Below are 16,034 nucleotides of genomic sequence, written 5' to 3'. Positions count from 1 at the left end.
TATTCGCATATTCCTAATAAAAAAAGACACGAAATTCGTGTCTTTTTTATTTTACCGCAATGACTCTACCCGTTTCACTACTTTCAGTCGCCAATTGAATCAATTTAATAACGTCTAAACCTTCTTGAGCAGTTACAGGTAGTTTTTCACCATTTAATATGCTATCTCGCACACCTTTATAATACATGTCATAGCAGCCGACTTCTGTTGGAATACGCTCTAAGCTTTCTTCTGTTTCTAAAGTAGCAAAATTCTCTTCAGAGTCTGCTCCATAACCATTATCCCCTGGCTTCATTCCAGTCTTTAATTGTTCTTCCTGTGAATCCATACCATACTTCACGATAGAACCTTTATCTCCATGCAGTGTAAAATGTGGTCCAGCTTGCTTTACGTAACTGCTACTATGTAAAATAACGCGCTTCACTCCATAGTGAAGTACAACATGGAAGTAATCATCCACTTCTGCACCTGGTCGTTGTTTTATTACATCTGCGCTTATCGCATCTGGTTTCCCAAATAATGATAATGCTTGGTCAATTAAATGCGATCCTAAATCATATAATATACCTGATCCTGGTAAGTTCTTTTCTCTCCAGCGATCGCGTACATGTGGGCGGAAACGATCGAAATGCGCTTCATATGCGTATACATTCCCGATTCTTTTTTCTTGTAATAATTTCTTTATCGTTAAGAAATCATTATCCAAACGGCGATTATGATACACACTTAAAACGACATTATGTCGGTTCGCTAATGAAATAAGTTCTTCTCCTTCTTCAATTGAAACAACGAATGGTTTTTCCACAACAACATGCTTACCGTGTACAATTGCTTCTTTTACATATGGAAAATGGGTTGTATTCGGCGAAGTAATGACCACTAAGTCAATATCAGCTCGATTTACTAATTCATCAATTGTACCAACAACTTCAGCGTTTGGTAATGCTTGTTTCACTACGTCTTCTTTTGATGATAAAATAGCACGAATATCGTATTCTTCTATCGTTTGTAATAACGGGATGTGAAATGTTGTACTAGAAAATCCAAATCCTACAATCCCTACACCTATTTTTTTCATGTTGCCCCTCCATTTATCCCGCTTTAACGGGCAGTAAGATTCCTAACTCAAAATTCAGCGAAAGCAAAGAAATTAGGTGAGGAATCAACTGCTCGTAAAAGCCCGTTTGGTTCAACTAATAATCAGTGGGGATAAAGAAAATCCCCACTGATTAAAGTTTCACTTTATGAGAACGATTTCATTTCATCATTATAACAAGATTATTTTTATATACATAATGATTTGCTTAGAAAAAAGCATCTTGCTATCATTCATAGCAAGATGCTCCCTTTATCCCGCATTAACGCGCAGTAAAACTCCCACCTCAAAATAAGGGGAATGCGAGGGAGTTAGGAGGGAGACCAACTGCCCGTAAAAGCCCGATTGGTGAAGGCTAATAATCAGTGGGGGATGGAAAAAACCCCCACTGATTAAAGTTTCACTTTATTCCGTTCTTTTCTTTGTCCACGTTTCAATTACTTCACCAGTATCATTAACATCTAGTACTAAACTACCATTACTATACCGGTCTTTATTTCGAAACGCTTTCGGATCAATTTCTTCTACAATGTGTTTCTCTGTCTTCATGTAAACTAATTCATCATCTCGAACAATTTCAATACCGACAATGCGGTACGGATTACGTTTTAACTCTTTAAAAATTACAAGGCCTCGCTTCGCCCTCGTTGATTTCTCAATTTCCGATGCCTTTATACGTTTCACAGCACCTCGCTGCGTAACGAGAATAAGTTGATCTTTTTCACCATTTAACGGTTTACCAGAAGCAACATAGTCATCTTCTTTTAAATTAATTGCTTTCACACCAGCTGCTCTGACACCAACTGGACTTACTTCTTCTTCATTGAATACAAGTGCATATGCACCATGTGTTGCAAGAACAATATCACTTGTCCCATCTGTCGCAAATATATCAACAACTTCATCATCTTTTTTCAAGTTTACAGCAACGAATGCCCGTGAATAACGCTGCACTTTATATTGGTTTAATTCTGTTTTCTTAATCATACCGTTTCGTGTAACAAATACGATAAATCGTTTTTCTTCTTCAAAATTCGGTACGACTGTTGCCCAAATTAACGATTCATCTCGCTCGAGCGAAACAAGATTCGCAACGTGTTGACCTAAATCTTTCCAACGAATTTCTGGCATTTCATACACAGGAAGATAAATATAATTTCCTTTGTTCGTAAATAAAAGAACGGTTTCTGTCGTGTTTGTATCGAAACGCTCAAGTAAGATGTCACCCTCTTTCATACCGAAGTATTTCCCGTTCGATGCATTATGCGAACGCCAACCTGTTCGTTTCACATAGCCTTCTTTCGTTACAGTAACGATGACATCTTCTTGCGGAATCATAACTTCCACATCGATTTTAATTTCTTCAATTTCCTCTTCAATTATCGCACGGCGATTATCACTATATGTTTTCTTTACTCTCTTCAAATCTGTTTTAATAACTTGAAAAAGTCTTTTTTCACTTTGTAAAATTGACTGTAACTCTATAATTTTCTTACTAAGTTCCGCTGCTTCTTGCTCTAGCGCTGTAATATCTGTATTTGTTAAACGATATAATTGCAGTGAAACAATTGCTTCTGACTGCGCCTCTGTAAATCCAAATTTCGCACTTAAATTATCTTTCGCATTACGCTTATCTTTAGACCCACGGATCGTTTCAATCACTTCATCTAAAATTGATAATGCTTTCTTTAAACCTTCTACAATATGCTGACGATTTTCTGCTTTTCTTAATTCATATTGTGAGCGTCTTGTAACAACTTCTTTCTGATGTCCAATATATGCATCCAAAATCTTAGGTAATGTCATAAGTGTCGGACGACGATTATTTATCGCTACCATATTAAAGTTGTATGGAATTTGCAAATCTGTATTTTTATATAAATAATTTAAAATACCTTCAGCATTCGCTTCTTTTTTTAATTCTACAACGATACGAAGACCTGTACGATCTGTCTCATCACGTACTTCAGCAATTCCATCTAGCTTTTTATCTATACGTAATTCATCCATTTTCTTAACAAGATTCGCTTTATTTACTTCGTACGGAATTTCTGTAATAACGATTTGTTGCTTCCCGCCACGAATCGTTTCAACCTCTGCTTTTCCGCGAATAATAATTTTACCTTTACCTGTTTCATACGCTTTTTTAATGCCATCTATCCCTTGTATAATACCACCTGTAGGGAAATCTGGTCCTTTAATAACTGTTAACAAGTCCTCCACAGAACTATTCGGTTGATCGATACGCATAATTGTAGCATCAATTACTTCTCCAAGATGATGCGGTGGAATTTCTGTTGCATAACCAGCGGAAATCCCTGTAGATCCGTTCACTAATAAGTTCGGGAACATTGCCGGTAATACAATAGGTTCTTCACTCGTATCATCAAAGTTTGACACGAATTCTACTGTTTCTTTATCAAGATCACGTAATAACTCAGATGCGATTGGTGATAAACGTGCTTCCGTATAACGCATTGCCGCTGCTGGATCCCCATCAACACTACCGTTATTTCCGTGCATTTCAACTAAAACATTACGTACTTTCCAAGTTTGACTTAAACGGACCATCGCCTCATATACAGAGGAATCACCATGTGGATGATAATTACCGATAACATTACCTACTGTTTTAGCTGATTTACGAAACGCTTTATCATGTACGTTTCCTTCTACATACATAGAATATAAAATACGTCTTTGTACCGGTTTTAAACCGTCACGCGCATCTGGAAGCGCGCGGTCTTGAATAATATATTTACTATAACGTGCAAAGCGGTCACCTAACACGTCTTCAAGCGGGAGGTCATGAAACTTCTCTGCCTGCATGTTATTCCACCTCCGTCTCCATAATCATTTCATTTTCTAAAATATTTCCTTCTTCTTGCATACCAAATTGTACATTACGCTCAATCCATTTACGGCGAGGTTCTACTTTATCCCCCATCAATGTCGTAACTCGGCGCTCAGCTCTTGATGCATCGTCAATTTTCACACGGATTAACGTACGTGTTTCAGGGTTCATCGTTGTTTCCCATAATTGATCGGCATTCATTTCGCCAAGTCCTTTATAGCGCTGCAACATGTAGCCTTTACCGACCTTTTTCGTTACATCACCTAATTCTTCATCAGACCATGCATATTCAATTACTTCACTTTTCCCTTTTCCTTTACTTACTTTATATAAAGGTGGAAGTGCGATAAATACTTTACCAGCTTCAATAAGTGGTTTCATATAACGGTAGAAGAACGTCAGTAGTAACACTTGAATATGTGCTCCATCCGTATCTGCATCGGTCATAATAACAACTTTATCGTAGTTAATATCTTCAACAGCGAACTCATTCCCTACTCCTCCGCCAATTGCGTAAATAATCGTATTGATCTCTTCGTTCTTAAAAATATCAGCAAGCTTTGCTTTTTCCGTGTTAATTACTTTACCACGTAATGGTAGCACCGCTTGGAAACGACGATCTCGCCCTTGCTTTGCTGAACCACCAGCCGAGTCACCCTCTACTAAATACAATTCGTTTTTCTGAGGATTACGTGATTGTGCAGGTGTTAACTTCCCGCTTAGAGTACCTTCTGATTTTTTCTTCTTCTTACCAGTACGCGCTTCTTCTCTCGCTTTACGAGCAGCCTCACGTGCTTGTGCTGCTTTAATTGCCTTTCTCACAAGAAGTGTAGCTACATCCGGGTTTTCTTCTAAAAAGTAAGCTAAATGCTCAGATACAATTGCATCAATTGAAGAACGAGCTTCACTTGTACCTAGTTTACCTTTCGTTTGCCCTTCAAACTGGAGTACGTCTTCTGGTACACGTACAGAAACAATCGAAGCTAATCCTTCTCGAATATCTGTACCCTCTAAATTTTTGTCTTTTTCTTTTAATAAAGAAACTTTACGAGCATACTCATTGAACACACGTGTCATTGCTGTTTTAAATCCAGCTTCGTGTGTACCACCGTCTTTTGTACGTACATTATTTACAAACGAAAGAATGTTTTCTGAGTAACCATCATTAAACTGAAACGCTAACTCTGCTTCAATTCCATTTTGCTCACCCGAGAAATATACAACTGGATGAATCGAATCTTTCTCTTCGTTTAAGTATGAAACGAAAGCCTCAATTCCTGTTTCATAATGAAACACATCTTCTAAATCATTACGTTCATCTTTTATCGAGATTTTCATTCCTTTTAATAAGAATGCAGATTCACGTAATCTCTCACATAATGTTTCATAGTTGTAATTCGTTGTGCTGAAAATAGTTGTATCTGGTTTAAAGTGCATCGTTGTACCAGACTCTTTCGTTTTCCCGATTTTCTCTAACGTCGTTGCAGGAATACCACCATTTTCAAAGCGTTGTTCATAAATGCTACCATCACGCTTAATCGTTACTACTAGCCATTCTGACAAGGCATTTACAACTGATGCCCCAACACCGTGTAAACCACCACTCGTTTTATAACCTCCTTGGCCAAACTTACCACCAGCATGAAGTACAGTTAAAATAACTTCAGGTGTCGGTTTTCCAAGCTTGTGCATTCCCGTAGGCATTCCTCGCCCTTTATCAATAACGCTAATACTATTATCTTTATGTATTACGACAGAAATTTCGTCGCCAAATCCCGCTAATGCTTCATCAACGGAGTTATCTACTATTTCATATACTAAATGATGCAATCCACGGCTATCCGTACTCCCGATATACATACCCGGGCGTTTTCGAACGGCTTCAAGTCCTTCTAACACTTGAATTGCATCTTCATTGTATTGGAACTGATGCTTCGCCAAACTCCTTGCCCCTTTCCTAATCAAATCAGAACATATGTTTCTATTATAGAATAACGCCTCGACTATAGTTTTGGCAAGTTATCTTATCTCTTTTATATACCATTTTCAATAGAAAAATCCTTGTTTTTTTCACAAGGATTCCTCTAGGCTACTATTTCAGAAAAATAATCGTTTGTCAACGAGAAATGGATATGTATTCCAACATTATACATTCCATACCTTTATCATGATCCAAATGATCAATATCCAAAACGGGATAACAAGTAACAATCCCCAAAAACAGCCTTTAAAAAATCTCATGATGAACACCTCGTTCATCGGCCCTACTTATGTATATAGTGAGGGCTGAATCAATCTTTCTATCTTTAAAATCTATACTATTTTGTCATCGCATGTTCTACTTTAATACAACGATCCATTATTACAGTATAGCCTTTTTCTTGTAAAATTTTATATGTATCTTCATCTTGTACTCCTAATTGTGCCCAGAAAACATCTGCATCAATCTCTACAAACTCTTTTGCAACGTCCTTTAAAAATTCTGAGCGACGAAATACATTTACAATATCAACATGTTCTTTAATATCCGTCAGTGAAGAAACCGCCTTTTCTCCAAGCACTTCATCAACTGTTGGATTTACTGGTATGATATGGTACCCCGCATCTTGCATTGCTTTTGAAACCATATACGATGTACGTTCTGGCTTATCTGATAATCCAACAACTGCAATCGTTTTACTTTTCTTCAATACTTCACTAATTTCCGTACGAGTTGGGTTTTCAATTGTCATAATTAATCCCTCCTATTCTTTTAGTATATCCGATAAAGAAAGTCTCTTTCAACATGAAAGAGACTTTCTTTTATTGATTCTTAGTAGCTGAATTATCTGCTAATGTAGCTGATTTCGTCATTTTTTGGCCATTGCGATAGAATGTAACTTCTACTTTCTCGCCTACTTTTTTCTTTTCATATAAATATTTACGGAATTGAAGAGCATTCTCTACCTTTTGATTATCTAATGCTACTACAACATCATATTGCTCTAAACCAGCTTTTTCTGCCGGTGATATTGGATAAATTTTACCTAATACAACGCCATTTGTTACTTCTTTAGGTACCTTTAATTGGGTTACTGCAGCCTGCACATCTTCTAATGAAACGACACCTACTCCAAGAGCTGGACGTTTCACTACTCCATCTTTTTCAAGCGATTCGATAACTGGTTTTGCAATATTAATCGGAATTGCAAATCCGATTCCTTCAACTTCTTGCTGCGCAATTTTACTTGAGTTAATACCGATTACTTCACCGTTTTGGTTAAATAATGCACCACCACTATTACCAGGGTTAATCGCTGCATCTGTTTGAATAACTTGTGCTTGCCAATCTGGGCGTTTGTCCCCATCAATATCAACTGGAATTTCGCGTTCTTTACTACTGATTATACCTTCCGTTACACTGCCGTCAAATCCAAGTGGGTTACCGATTGCAATCGCTTTTTCACCAGCACGAAGTTTACTGGAGTCACCTAAACTTGCAACTTTATTTACAGTAGATCCGTCAATTTCAACAACTGCTAAGTCTAACCAAGGATCCTTACCAACTAATTTTGCATCAACTTGCTTTCCATCACTTAGTTTCACAGCAAGTTTATTCGCTCCATCTACTACGTGGTTGTTGGTTACGATATATGCTTTATTTCCTGCTTTTTTATAAATAACACCTGATCCTGAACCAGCTTGTTGTTCTTGACCTGTCGGTTGCATTGCAAACGGATCAATACTTTGTTGCATATTAATTACACCAACAACAACATCCTTTGCACCTTCAACCATACCTGGCAAATCAGTTTCGTTTTTTGATTTATTGACAACAGGAACTACAGTACCTTCTACTTGGTTATTAGAATTGAATGATGAAACTGCAGCTCCATTATTTTGCACCCATGGCATATATGGTGCTGCAAAACTAATCGAAACCGCCCCGACTACAGCTCCCACTAAACCTGTGAAGAAATAACCTTTTTTACTGCCTGATTTTCTCACTTCTCTCGTTTCACTATGCTCTTCATTCAAATTTGGTCCGTCGTAATATCCCATTTTTTATTTCCCCTCTCTGATGAATTCGTACTTTCAGTATAGTCACAGTTTGTGTCCTTCTTGTGAACTCATCGTGAAATCCAATTTAAAAAATACTCTTATCTATCATTGTAGACAAGAAAAGTATTTTTTGTACATTCCACCTACAAAGGAGAGTGTAAATTTGCTATATCCCAAAGCCGAGATGCATAGTAACTTAAAGGTTATTCTTCAAATTTGTAACCTACTCGAATAACAGTGCCAATATGCTTCGCCTTATCTCCTAGCTTATTTCGCAGTTTTTTAATATGTGTATCAACCGTTCGGTCATCGCCGTAGTAATCATATCCCCATAACTGATCTAATAAATGTTGGCGTGACAACACAATTCCTTTGTTCTCCATTAAATAAACGAGAAGCTCAAACTCCTTATGTGTCAATATAATTTCTTCTCCATCTACTAAAACTGTTCTAGATAGTCGATTCACTTCTATTCCAGCTAAAGACATAGTATTTTCTTCTGATACTCCTACCGCTCCATCCGCACGTTTCAATAACGTCTTCGCGCGAGCTACTAATACTTTCGGACTAAAAGGTTTTGTGACATACTCATCTGCACCTAGTTCAAAGCCTAGTAATGTATCATCCTCATCAGAACGTGCTGTCAGCATAATAATTGGTACCGCTGACTCTTTTCTAATTCGTCTACAAACAGACCAACCATCTATTTCTGGTAACATAATATCTAACATAATTAAATCAATTGTATGTTCAGCAAATAATTCTAGCGCTTTTTTTCCATCTTCCGCTTCGATTACTTCAAAGCCTTCATTACGAAAATAATCACTAACAATTTCACGTAATCTTCTTTCATCTTCAACAAGTAATACTGTTTTATTCATATAATCTATCCCGCCTTTTTACTCTTTCAATCGAATAATACGTTGATTGGAGCTTCCGCGAAATGGAAGTGTTAAATCTTTTTTATCAAGTTCAAATCTTCCATCGACCAAAACATCCCCATAATGTAACAATTCTATCATATCATTATTTTGAGCACTCTGTATCTCTTCTAACCTGTAACCTGTATAAATCCATAGATTTTTTCTCAAATCCTTCACTGCTTTTGCTACTTTTTTCACTTCAGCAGCTTGGAAGAATGGATCTCCACCTGAAAATGTTACATCTGTTAATGAATTACTTTCAATCTCTTTCACAATTTCTTCTACCGTCATTTCAGTTCCATTGCAAACATTCCAAGATTTCGGGTTATGGCACCCGAAACAACGATGCGGACAGCCCGCAAAAAACACGACTGTCCGCAACCCGTCTCCATCTACTACACTATCATGAATGATATTCATAACTTTCATTTATGCTTCACCCGATCCATCTCTTCACTACGTTTCGCACTATTCCACTTCGACATATCTCCTACAAGATAGCCTGTTATGCGGCGAATTCTTTCTATTTCATTCTCATCTTCATTTCCGCAGCTCGGACATTCATTCCCGATAATGCCATGATAACTACAGCACTTACAACGATCGACAGGATGGTTAATTGAACCGTAGCCTACGCCGTACTGCGCCATCGCTTGTACAATTTGCTTTAACGCCTTTTGATTATGCACAGCCGCACCATCTAGTTCAATATACGTAATATGTCCGCCATTACAAAGAGCGTGGAACGGTCCTTCTAATCGAATTTTATCTATCGCTTGAATATTGTAATACACCGGTACATGGAACGAATTTGTATAATAATTATGATTTGTCACACCGCTAATTTCACCAAATTCTTCTCTATCTTTCTTCACAAACTTTCCTGATAACCCTTCTGCTGGCGTTGCAATTACAGAGAAATTGAGTTGATGTTCTTCCGTCGCCTTATCCATTCTCTCTCTCATAAAGGAAATAATTTCATATCCAAGCTTCCACGATTCTTCATTTTCTCCATGGTGCTTTCCAGTTAACGCTACTAAACATTCTGCAAGACCGATAAAACCAATACTTAACGTCCCTTGTTTTAAAATGGGTGCCACAGCATCTTCAGGTTGTAACGTTTCTCCACCGCGCCATACACCTTGTGAATATAAGAACTGAAAATCTCTTGCTCTCTTTGTACATTGATAAGCAAATCTCTCTAATAATTGCTTAACGCCCAAATCTAAGTAATAACTTAGCGCTTCAAAAAACGCTTCTGTTGAACCACTAATTAGCGCTAATTTCACTAAATTAATAGAAGTAAACGATAAATTCCCTCTTCCAATTGCTGTTTCTTCCCCATGTATATTAGACATAACACGAGTACGACACCCCATATAACATACTTCACTTTCAGGCCGACCATCATAGTGCACTGCATTAAACGGAGCATCTAAAAACGAAAAGTTAGGGAATAATCGCTCAGCTGTCGTTTCTAACGCTAATTCAAATAAATCATAGTTCGGATCACACTCTTCAAAGTTCAAGCCTTTTTTCATTTTGAAAATTTGAATAGGAAAAATCGGTGTTTCCCCTTTACCAAGTCCAGCTTGCGTCGCTTTTAAAAGTTGCTTAATTAAAAGTCTTCCCTCTTTCGATGTGTCTGTTCCATAGTTAATAGAAATAAATGGTACTTGTCCCCCGCCCCTACTATGCATACTATTTGAATTATGAACGAAAGCCTCACACGCCTGATACGTATCATTTTCTGTCTCTTTCCATGCAAATTCCTCTATTTGTTCTTTCGTAAGCGGATATGACTGTAATCGTTTTTTATGTCTCTCTACTGTTTTTCTCACATATGGAGCTAAATCAATATCAAAGAGCGCAAACGATTGACCACCGTGCTGCATATTTTGATTCGCCTGAAAAATAATTGAAGAAAGCGCCAACGCACTTTTAATGTCTTGCGGTTGTCTCATATGTCCATGTCCAGTATGAAAACCGTTAGCAAGCATTTGCGCTAACGGAATTTGTGAACAAGTCGTCGTTCCTGTTGCATAAAAATCTAAATCATGTGGATATAATATATTTTGATCTATCGCTTTTTTCACTTGATCTGATAATAATTTTTCTACTGCATAATACTTTGCGCTCTCAGATGCGAACGTTCCCATTACTCCCATTGGAGATCGGCCATCTACATTTGCATTTTCCTGTATTAAATCTTGTTCATTACCGTGGATAATTGTCTCAAATACTTTCATTAATTCTTCTCCACGTACATTTTGTTTCAACATTCATAACCCTCCACCAACATGTTGTTGTCTTTTGATTAAAATCATACAACATATAGTTCTTCTGTTCCTGTGAAAAATGTAACATTCCTGTGAAAGTTTTTTTAAAAATTAATGACTTTTTCATTTATAAAAAAGAAATGTGCTCTTTACAAATGTATGGTACAATAAACGGGAAAAACTCTTTTTACCCTTTATCAACACATTTGTATAAAGGAGACTGAACTCATGGTTATTACATATCTTTTATTTATCGTTGCCTACTTACTTGGCTCGATTCCGTTTGCATTAGTCGTTGGAAAAATTGGCTATGGAATTGACATTCGTGAGCATGGAAGTGGTAATCTAGGCGGAACAAATACATTCCGTACATTAGGGAAAAAAGCAGGTTTTATCGTTACAATTGCTGACATTTTAAAAGGCACATTAGCGACAGCTCTACCGATTATTTTCGGATTAGATACGCACCCACTATGGTTTGGATTAGCCGCTGTTCTTGGACATGTCTATCCAATCTTCGCAAAATTCCGCGGGGGGAAAGCAGTTGCAACTTCTGCTGGCGTGCTATTATGCTACTCACCAGTTGTATTTGCAATATTAGCTGTTGTATTTTTCACCCTTTTATTTACAACAAGATACGTATCACTTTCTTCTATGGTAACAGCTGTCGTTGCTGTTATTGCATCCATTGTTAGCGGGGATAAAATCTTCATTATTGCGATGTGTTTATTAGCAGGTATGGTTATTTATAAACACCGTGCAAATATCGGACGAATTATAAATAAAACTGAACCGAAAGCAAACTTTTCAAAAAAGCAAAAATAAGATCGTAACCCACATAACGCAAAAAGAAAACGTGAAGCATATTAATAGCGTCTTTTTGCGTTATTTTTTATACTAAAAGAAAAAGCAACATAATTTGGAGGAACTATACATGAATCTTTCCGTAACAAAAGAAGCAGCACAATGGTATAAAGACGAATTACACTTACAATCGGGTGAAACACTACGCTTTTTCGTACAATACGGTGGTTGCAGTACTGTGCAAAAAGGACTTTCTTTAGGAATTCGTAAAGATGATCCTGCACATCCTGCTGTTCAAACTCAAGAAGAAGGTATTAACTTCTTTATTGAAGGCGATGATGAGTGGTTCTTCGATGGACATAATTTATCTGTTACACTTAACGACGGTGACGATTTCCCGCAATTTAATTATGAAAAATAAAAAAACGTGGCTTCTGCCACGCTTTTTTTATTTTTTCTTGATTTCCTCATATTTCGCATACCACTCAGGATATAATTTTTTAAATGATACAGGGCGGAATCCTTCTTTTTTCGCACAAATATTCGTTGTGCTTGCAGTAATACATAGTTCACCATCACCATTATAAATTTCATATCCATATACAACGCGAAGCGGGCTCACAGTATCAACCCACGTTTTCACAATAGCTTTTTCTCCGTAACGCATCGCTTTACGATATGAAATTTGCAAGTCTAATACAGGAGAAATAATTCCCTCTTTCTCCATTTCAACATATGAAAATCCTAATTCTTGTATAAGTTTAGTGCGCCCAAGTTCTAGCCACACTAAATAGTTTGAATGGTAAACAACACCCATCTGGTCTGTTTCCGCATAGCGGATTTCAACTTCATGTTCTGCTACAAACATTTCTATTCGCCTTCTTTCACTTCTGCTACCTTGCATACATTTAATCATAATACAGTGGAATCAAAAATAAAATAAAAATAGTGAATCTTTTACCGAAAGGGGCAAGCACATGATCCAAATTGTAACTGTTCGTAGCGGTGATAGTGTTTATGGTTTAGCATCAAAGTACGGATCTACACCTGAAGAAATTGTAAAAGACAATGGACTAAATCCAGCTGAAACACTCGTTGTTGGTCAGGCACTTATCGTTAATACAAAAGGCAATAATTATTATGTACAGCCAGGTGACAGCCTTTATCGAATTTCTCAAACGTATAACGTCCCTCTCGCCAGTTTAGCTAAAGTTAATAACCTTTCATTAAAATCTATTCTCCATGTCGGACAGCAATTATATATACCGAAAGGAACAAAACGAGCAGTAGAATCCATTGCTTATTTACAGCCTTCAACAATACCGATAAAAGAAAGTTTAGTAAATGCTACACGTGCTATTAATCCATTTTTAACATATTTAGCCTACTTCAGCTTTGAAGCAAAAAGAGACGGCACTTTAAAAGAACCGACGGAAACAGCGAAAATCGCTAATATTGCAACGCAAGGTAACACCATCCCTATGCTCGTTATTACAAATATTGAAAATGGAAATTTCAGTGCCGATCTGACCTCGGTTATTTTACGCGATGCAACAATTCAAAACAAGTTTATTACTAACATTTTGCAAACAGCTGAAAAATATGGCATGCGAGACATTCATTTCGATTTCGAGAGTGTGGCACCTGAAGATCGCGAAGCGTATAATCGTTTTTTACGAAATGTGAAAACACGCTTACCTAGCGGATACACATTAAGTACAACACTTGTACCGAAAACGAGCTCAAATCAAAAAGGGAAATTTTTTGAGGCTCACGATTATAAAGCACAAGGACAAATTGTTGATTTCGTCGTCATTATGACATACGACTGGGGTTGGCAAGGTGGACCACCGATGGCGATTTCCCCTATTGGTCCTGTAAAAGAAGTACTTCAATATGCAAAATCTCAAATGCCCCCACAAAAAATTATGATGGGGCAAAATTTATATGGATTTGATTGGAAACTTCCTTTCAAACAAGGGAATCCACCCGCAAAAGCAGTTAGCTCTGTCGCAGCTGTTGCACTTGCTCGTAAATACAATGTTCCTATCCGCTATGATTTCACAGCCCAAGCTCCACATTTTAATTACTTTGATGAAAACGGCGTACAACACGAGGTTTGGTTTGAAGATTCGAGGTCTATTCAAAGTAAATTCAATTTAATGAAAGAACAAGGCATTGGCGGTATTAGTTACTGGAAGATTGGTCTACCATTCCCACAAAATTGGCGTTTACTCGTTGAAAACTTTACAATTACGAAAAAAGGCTGACGAAAGTCAGCCCTTTTTTGTACATTTTGTTAAGATTCATCTTTTATTTCACTTTTTAATGAATCAATACTTTCTAAACGTCTTTGATTTTTCGCTTCAATGGCAGCACGATCTTTTTCATTAGAAAGTTCGGCTGTTTCTTTTGCTTCATTAAAATTATCAATCGTATTTTGTACCATTACTTGTAATTTTTCAGCGTTGTCATTTCGATTATCTGGATTTGGCATATACTTCCCTCCTAATAATGTATACATACCACCTTAAATTACCTATATCCCCTCAAATTTATACATAAAAAGGAGAATGCAGCATTCTCCTTTTTTTAACCGTTATCAACAATTGGTTGTTTGCCAGTTTGGTCTTGCATTTGCTTTCCTTTATTGCCACCAGCTTTTTTCGATTGTGTTCCAATTTGATTTGGTGCAAAGTCTTTTGAATTCTTTTTCGGATTACCCATTACTATCGCCTCCTTAACACTAGTATCGTACTAGTGTTAAGAATTATTCAGCCTGCTTAAAAAGTTTCATTTCATAACGTTTTTCAATTCGTTTTTCAATTCGATCCATTGCATCACGATCGCTTAATAATTGTTGTTTATTTTCATTTACAAGTTCTTCAAACGATCTACGGCGACTTCTTCTCATGTTGCTCACCCTTTCTTCTACGCTTTCTTATTACATAGTATGAGCAAATGAAAAACTCTTTAATCAGATTTGTAAGAAAATTTTATGTTTTGATAAAAAATCCCATGCGCATATATTGCACATGGGATTTTTTACACCATCGTATTTAAATATTTTTTAATTTCTTCATCCGCATTTACTTTATTTGCTCTATATTCATCCAGCGCTCGTAATACAGAATCGTATTCTGCTACAATGTAGCTCTCTAGCTTCAAAATGTCCTCTACACTGTCAATCATAATTCTCGTGTTGCCAATCTCACTTTTCAATGCTGCCTCGCACTTTAAGCTCGTACAAATTTCTCTTACATCGTCTTCCATTTTTTCTGTTAACACATATTTCTTTCGCCCTTTGACCTTTAACCTTATAATTGGGTAAAAGGCTTTTATATCTAAATAACTCCCAACATTCATACAACGAATCCACTCAATATCACGTTTATTTCGTACAAGCATTTCTTTTACTGCTTCAAATACCGCTGTTTCATCAAGTACTTCCTTATTCGCTTTTCTTTTTCCTTCTTCTTCAACCGCTGCACATTTTTGATAAACAGCCGCACACGTAATACAGTCGTCAAATGCATTATGAGAACTTAATCGAATTCCAAGCATTCGTTTTAACGTTTCAAGTTTATGATTAGGCGCATGCTTCATATATTTTTTCGCTAAAAACACAGTATCAATAACGTTATTTTTAGGCTCAGGTAGTCCAAGCATATTTACATTACTTTTTAAAAAACGCATATCAAAAGATGCATTATGAGCGACAATAACATTTGTATGTAAAAATGCTAAAAATAAAGGTAATACTTCTTCAATCGTCGGTGCATCTGAAACACGATAATTTGTAATACCTGTTAAACTTGTTATTCGGTCCGGAATTGAACGCTCTGGATTCACATAGGAAACAAATTGATCTACTAGTTCATGATTATGATATTTCACTGCTGCGACTTGAATAATTTTATCATTATAAGGGTTAAATCCTGTTGTTTCAAAATCAATTACAACATAATCTAACGGTAAGGATATATTCCCCACTCCAAACACTCCTTTACCTCTAAACGTTTATATTTCTTTTATCA

General features: G+C 36.7%; 16 protein-coding genes. 3 read left to right on the top strand and 13 right to left on the bottom strand.

Annotated elements, in window-relative coordinates:
- Positions 1-46: 46 nt before the first annotated feature.
- The 8 genes from SB773_RS20830 to SB773_RS20795 all read right to left on the bottom strand — a co-directional run bounded on the left by SB773_RS20830 (position 47) and on the right by SB773_RS20795 (position 11,196).
- Positions 47-1,078, bottom strand: coding sequence for an oxidoreductase (locus tag SB773_RS20830; protein WP_131245320.1), 1,032 nt, complete (start codon positions 1,076-1,078; stop codon positions 47-49).
- Positions 1,079-1,501: 423 nt separating this feature from the next.
- Complete coding sequence (gene parC, locus SB773_RS20825) at positions 1,502-3,925, bottom strand: DNA topoisomerase IV subunit A (protein ID WP_002014315.1); 2,424 nt, start codon at positions 3,923-3,925, stop codon at positions 1,502-1,504.
- A 1-nt stretch (position 3,926) separates the two neighbouring features.
- Positions 3,927-5,891 carry a DNA topoisomerase IV subunit B gene (gene parE, locus SB773_RS20820; protein WP_060750796.1) on the bottom strand — a complete coding sequence of 655 codons (1,965 nt, stop codon included), beginning with the start codon at positions 5,889-5,891 and terminating at the stop codon, positions 3,927-3,929.
- 377 nt (positions 5,892-6,268) lie between these two features.
- Positions 6,269-6,682 (bottom strand): CoA-binding protein, encoded by a 414-nt coding sequence (locus SB773_RS20815; protein WP_060750797.1) that lies wholly within the window; start codon positions 6,680-6,682, stop codon positions 6,269-6,271.
- A 70-nt stretch (positions 6,683-6,752) separates the two neighbouring features.
- Positions 6,753-7,991: a S1C family serine protease gene (locus SB773_RS20810; protein ID WP_410591822.1), complete on the bottom strand. Its 1,239-nt coding sequence runs from the start codon at positions 7,989-7,991 to the stop codon at positions 6,753-6,755.
- 203 nt (positions 7,992-8,194) lie between these two features.
- On the bottom strand, positions 8,195-8,872 hold the full coding sequence (locus SB773_RS20805; protein ID WP_002087776.1) for a response regulator transcription factor: 678 nt from the start codon (positions 8,870-8,872) through the stop codon (positions 8,195-8,197).
- Between the two features lie 18 nt (positions 8,873-8,890).
- Positions 8,891-9,343 (bottom strand): anaerobic ribonucleoside-triphosphate reductase activating protein, encoded by a 453-nt coding sequence (nrdG, locus tag SB773_RS20800; RefSeq protein ID WP_060750799.1) that lies wholly within the window; start codon positions 9,341-9,343, stop codon positions 8,891-8,893.
- Positions 9,340-11,196 (bottom strand): anaerobic ribonucleoside triphosphate reductase, encoded by a 1,857-nt coding sequence (locus tag SB773_RS20795; protein WP_060750800.1) that lies wholly within the window; start codon positions 11,194-11,196, stop codon positions 9,340-9,342. The genes nrdG and SB773_RS20795 overlap by 4 nt, the downstream gene beginning before the upstream one ends.
- Positions 11,197-11,421: 225 nt before the next feature.
- On the opposite strand from SB773_RS20795, the gene plsY reads away from it, so the two are divergent.
- Positions 11,422-12,018, top strand: a complete 597-nt coding sequence (plsY, locus tag SB773_RS20790; RefSeq protein WP_002121351.1) for a glycerol-3-phosphate 1-O-acyltransferase PlsY — start codon at positions 11,422-11,424, stop codon at positions 12,016-12,018.
- 109 nt (positions 12,019-12,127) lie between these two features.
- Positions 12,128-12,418 carry a HesB/YadR/YfhF family protein gene (locus SB773_RS20785; protein ID WP_410591818.1) on the top strand — a complete coding sequence of 97 codons (291 nt, stop codon included), beginning with the start codon at positions 12,128-12,130 and terminating at the stop codon, positions 12,416-12,418.
- Positions 12,419-12,445: 27 nt separating this feature from the next.
- On the opposite strand, the gene SB773_RS20780 is transcribed toward SB773_RS20785, so the two are convergent.
- Positions 12,446-12,865 carry an acyl-CoA thioesterase gene (locus tag SB773_RS20780; RefSeq protein WP_002128497.1) on the bottom strand — a complete coding sequence of 140 codons (420 nt, stop codon included), beginning with the start codon at positions 12,863-12,865 and terminating at the stop codon, positions 12,446-12,448.
- 109 nt (positions 12,866-12,974) lie between these two features.
- On the opposite strand from SB773_RS20780, the gene SB773_RS20775 reads away from it, so the two are divergent.
- The gene (locus tag SB773_RS20775; RefSeq protein WP_002066644.1) at positions 12,975-14,267 is read left to right on the top strand and encodes a glycoside hydrolase family 18 protein; all 1,293 of its coding nucleotides are present in this window, start codon (positions 12,975-12,977) and stop codon (positions 14,265-14,267) included.
- A gap of 29 nt (positions 14,268-14,296) precedes the next feature.
- On the opposite strand, the gene tlp is transcribed toward SB773_RS20775, so the two are convergent.
- From tlp to SB773_RS20755, 4 genes are all read right to left on the bottom strand, one after another.
- Complete coding sequence (gene tlp, locus SB773_RS20770; RefSeq protein ID WP_060750801.1) at positions 14,297-14,494, bottom strand: small acid-soluble spore protein Tlp; 198 nt, start codon at positions 14,492-14,494, stop codon at positions 14,297-14,299.
- A 95-nt stretch (positions 14,495-14,589) separates the two neighbouring features.
- The gene (gene sspN, locus SB773_RS20765; RefSeq protein ID WP_000527988.1) at positions 14,590-14,724 is read right to left on the bottom strand and encodes an acid-soluble spore protein SspN; all 135 of its coding nucleotides are present in this window, start codon (positions 14,722-14,724) and stop codon (positions 14,590-14,592) included.
- Positions 14,725-14,767: 43 nt separating this feature from the next.
- Positions 14,768-14,911 (bottom strand): FbpB family small basic protein, encoded by a 144-nt coding sequence (locus SB773_RS20760; RefSeq protein ID WP_002014298.1) that lies wholly within the window; start codon positions 14,909-14,911, stop codon positions 14,768-14,770.
- A gap of 131 nt (positions 14,912-15,042) precedes the next feature.
- A complete protein-coding gene (locus tag SB773_RS20755; protein ID WP_193663224.1) occupies positions 15,043-15,990 on the bottom strand; it encodes a 3'-5' exonuclease in 948 nt (315 codons plus the stop codon).
- Between the last annotated feature and the right edge of the window lie 44 nt (positions 15,991-16,034).

The organism is Bacillus sp. SIMBA_074, assembly GCF_046534555.1.
GTDB classification, from domain to species: Bacteria; Bacillota; Bacilli; order Bacillales; family Bacillaceae_G; genus Bacillus_A; species Bacillus_A mycoides.
The sequence above is the reverse complement of the archived record's forward strand: the minus strand, read 5'-3'. Positions and strand labels throughout refer to the sequence as shown.

Coding starts and splice junctions, on each gene's coding strand:
- SB773_RS20830 (WP_131245320.1), bottom strand. CDS start 1,078: ATGAAAAAAATAGGTGTAGGGATTGTAGGATTTGGATTTTCTAGTACA.
- parC (WP_002014315.1), bottom strand. CDS start 3,925: ATGCAGGCAGAGAAGTTTCATGACCTCCCGCTTGAAGACGTGTTAGGT.
- SB773_RS20815 (WP_060750797.1), bottom strand. CDS start 6,682: ATGACAATTGAAAACCCAACTCGTACGGAAATTAGTGAAGTATTGAAG.
- SB773_RS20810 (WP_410591822.1), bottom strand. CDS start 7,991: ATGGGATATTACGACGGACCAAATTTGAATGAAGAGCATAGTGAAACG.
- SB773_RS20805 (WP_002087776.1), bottom strand. CDS start 8,872: ATGAATAAAACAGTATTACTTGTTGAAGATGAAAGAAGATTACGTGAA.
- nrdG (WP_060750799.1), bottom strand. CDS start 9,343: ATGAAAGTTATGAATATCATTCATGATAGTGTAGTAGATGGAGACGGG.
- SB773_RS20795 (WP_060750800.1), bottom strand. CDS start 11,196: ATGTTGAAACAAAATGTACGTGGAGAAGAATTAATGAAAGTATTTGAG.
- plsY (WP_002121351.1), top strand. CDS start 11,422: ATGGTTATTACATATCTTTTATTTATCGTTGCCTACTTACTTGGCTCG.
- SB773_RS20785 (WP_410591818.1), top strand. CDS start 12,128: ATGAATCTTTCCGTAACAAAAGAAGCAGCACAATGGTATAAAGACGAA.
- SB773_RS20780 (WP_002128497.1), bottom strand. CDS start 12,865: ATGTTTGTAGCAGAACATGAAGTTGAAATCCGCTATGCGGAAACAGAC.
- SB773_RS20775 (WP_002066644.1), top strand. CDS start 12,975: ATGATCCAAATTGTAACTGTTCGTAGCGGTGATAGTGTTTATGGTTTA.
- tlp (WP_060750801.1), bottom strand. CDS start 14,494: ATGCCAAATCCAGATAATCGAAATGACAACGCTGAAAAATTACAAGTA.
- sspN (WP_000527988.1), bottom strand. CDS start 14,724: ATGGGTAATCCGAAAAAGAATTCAAAAGACTTTGCACCAAATCAAATT.
- SB773_RS20760 (WP_002014298.1), bottom strand. CDS start 14,911: ATGAGAAGAAGTCGCCGTAGATCGTTTGAAGAACTTGTAAATGAAAAT.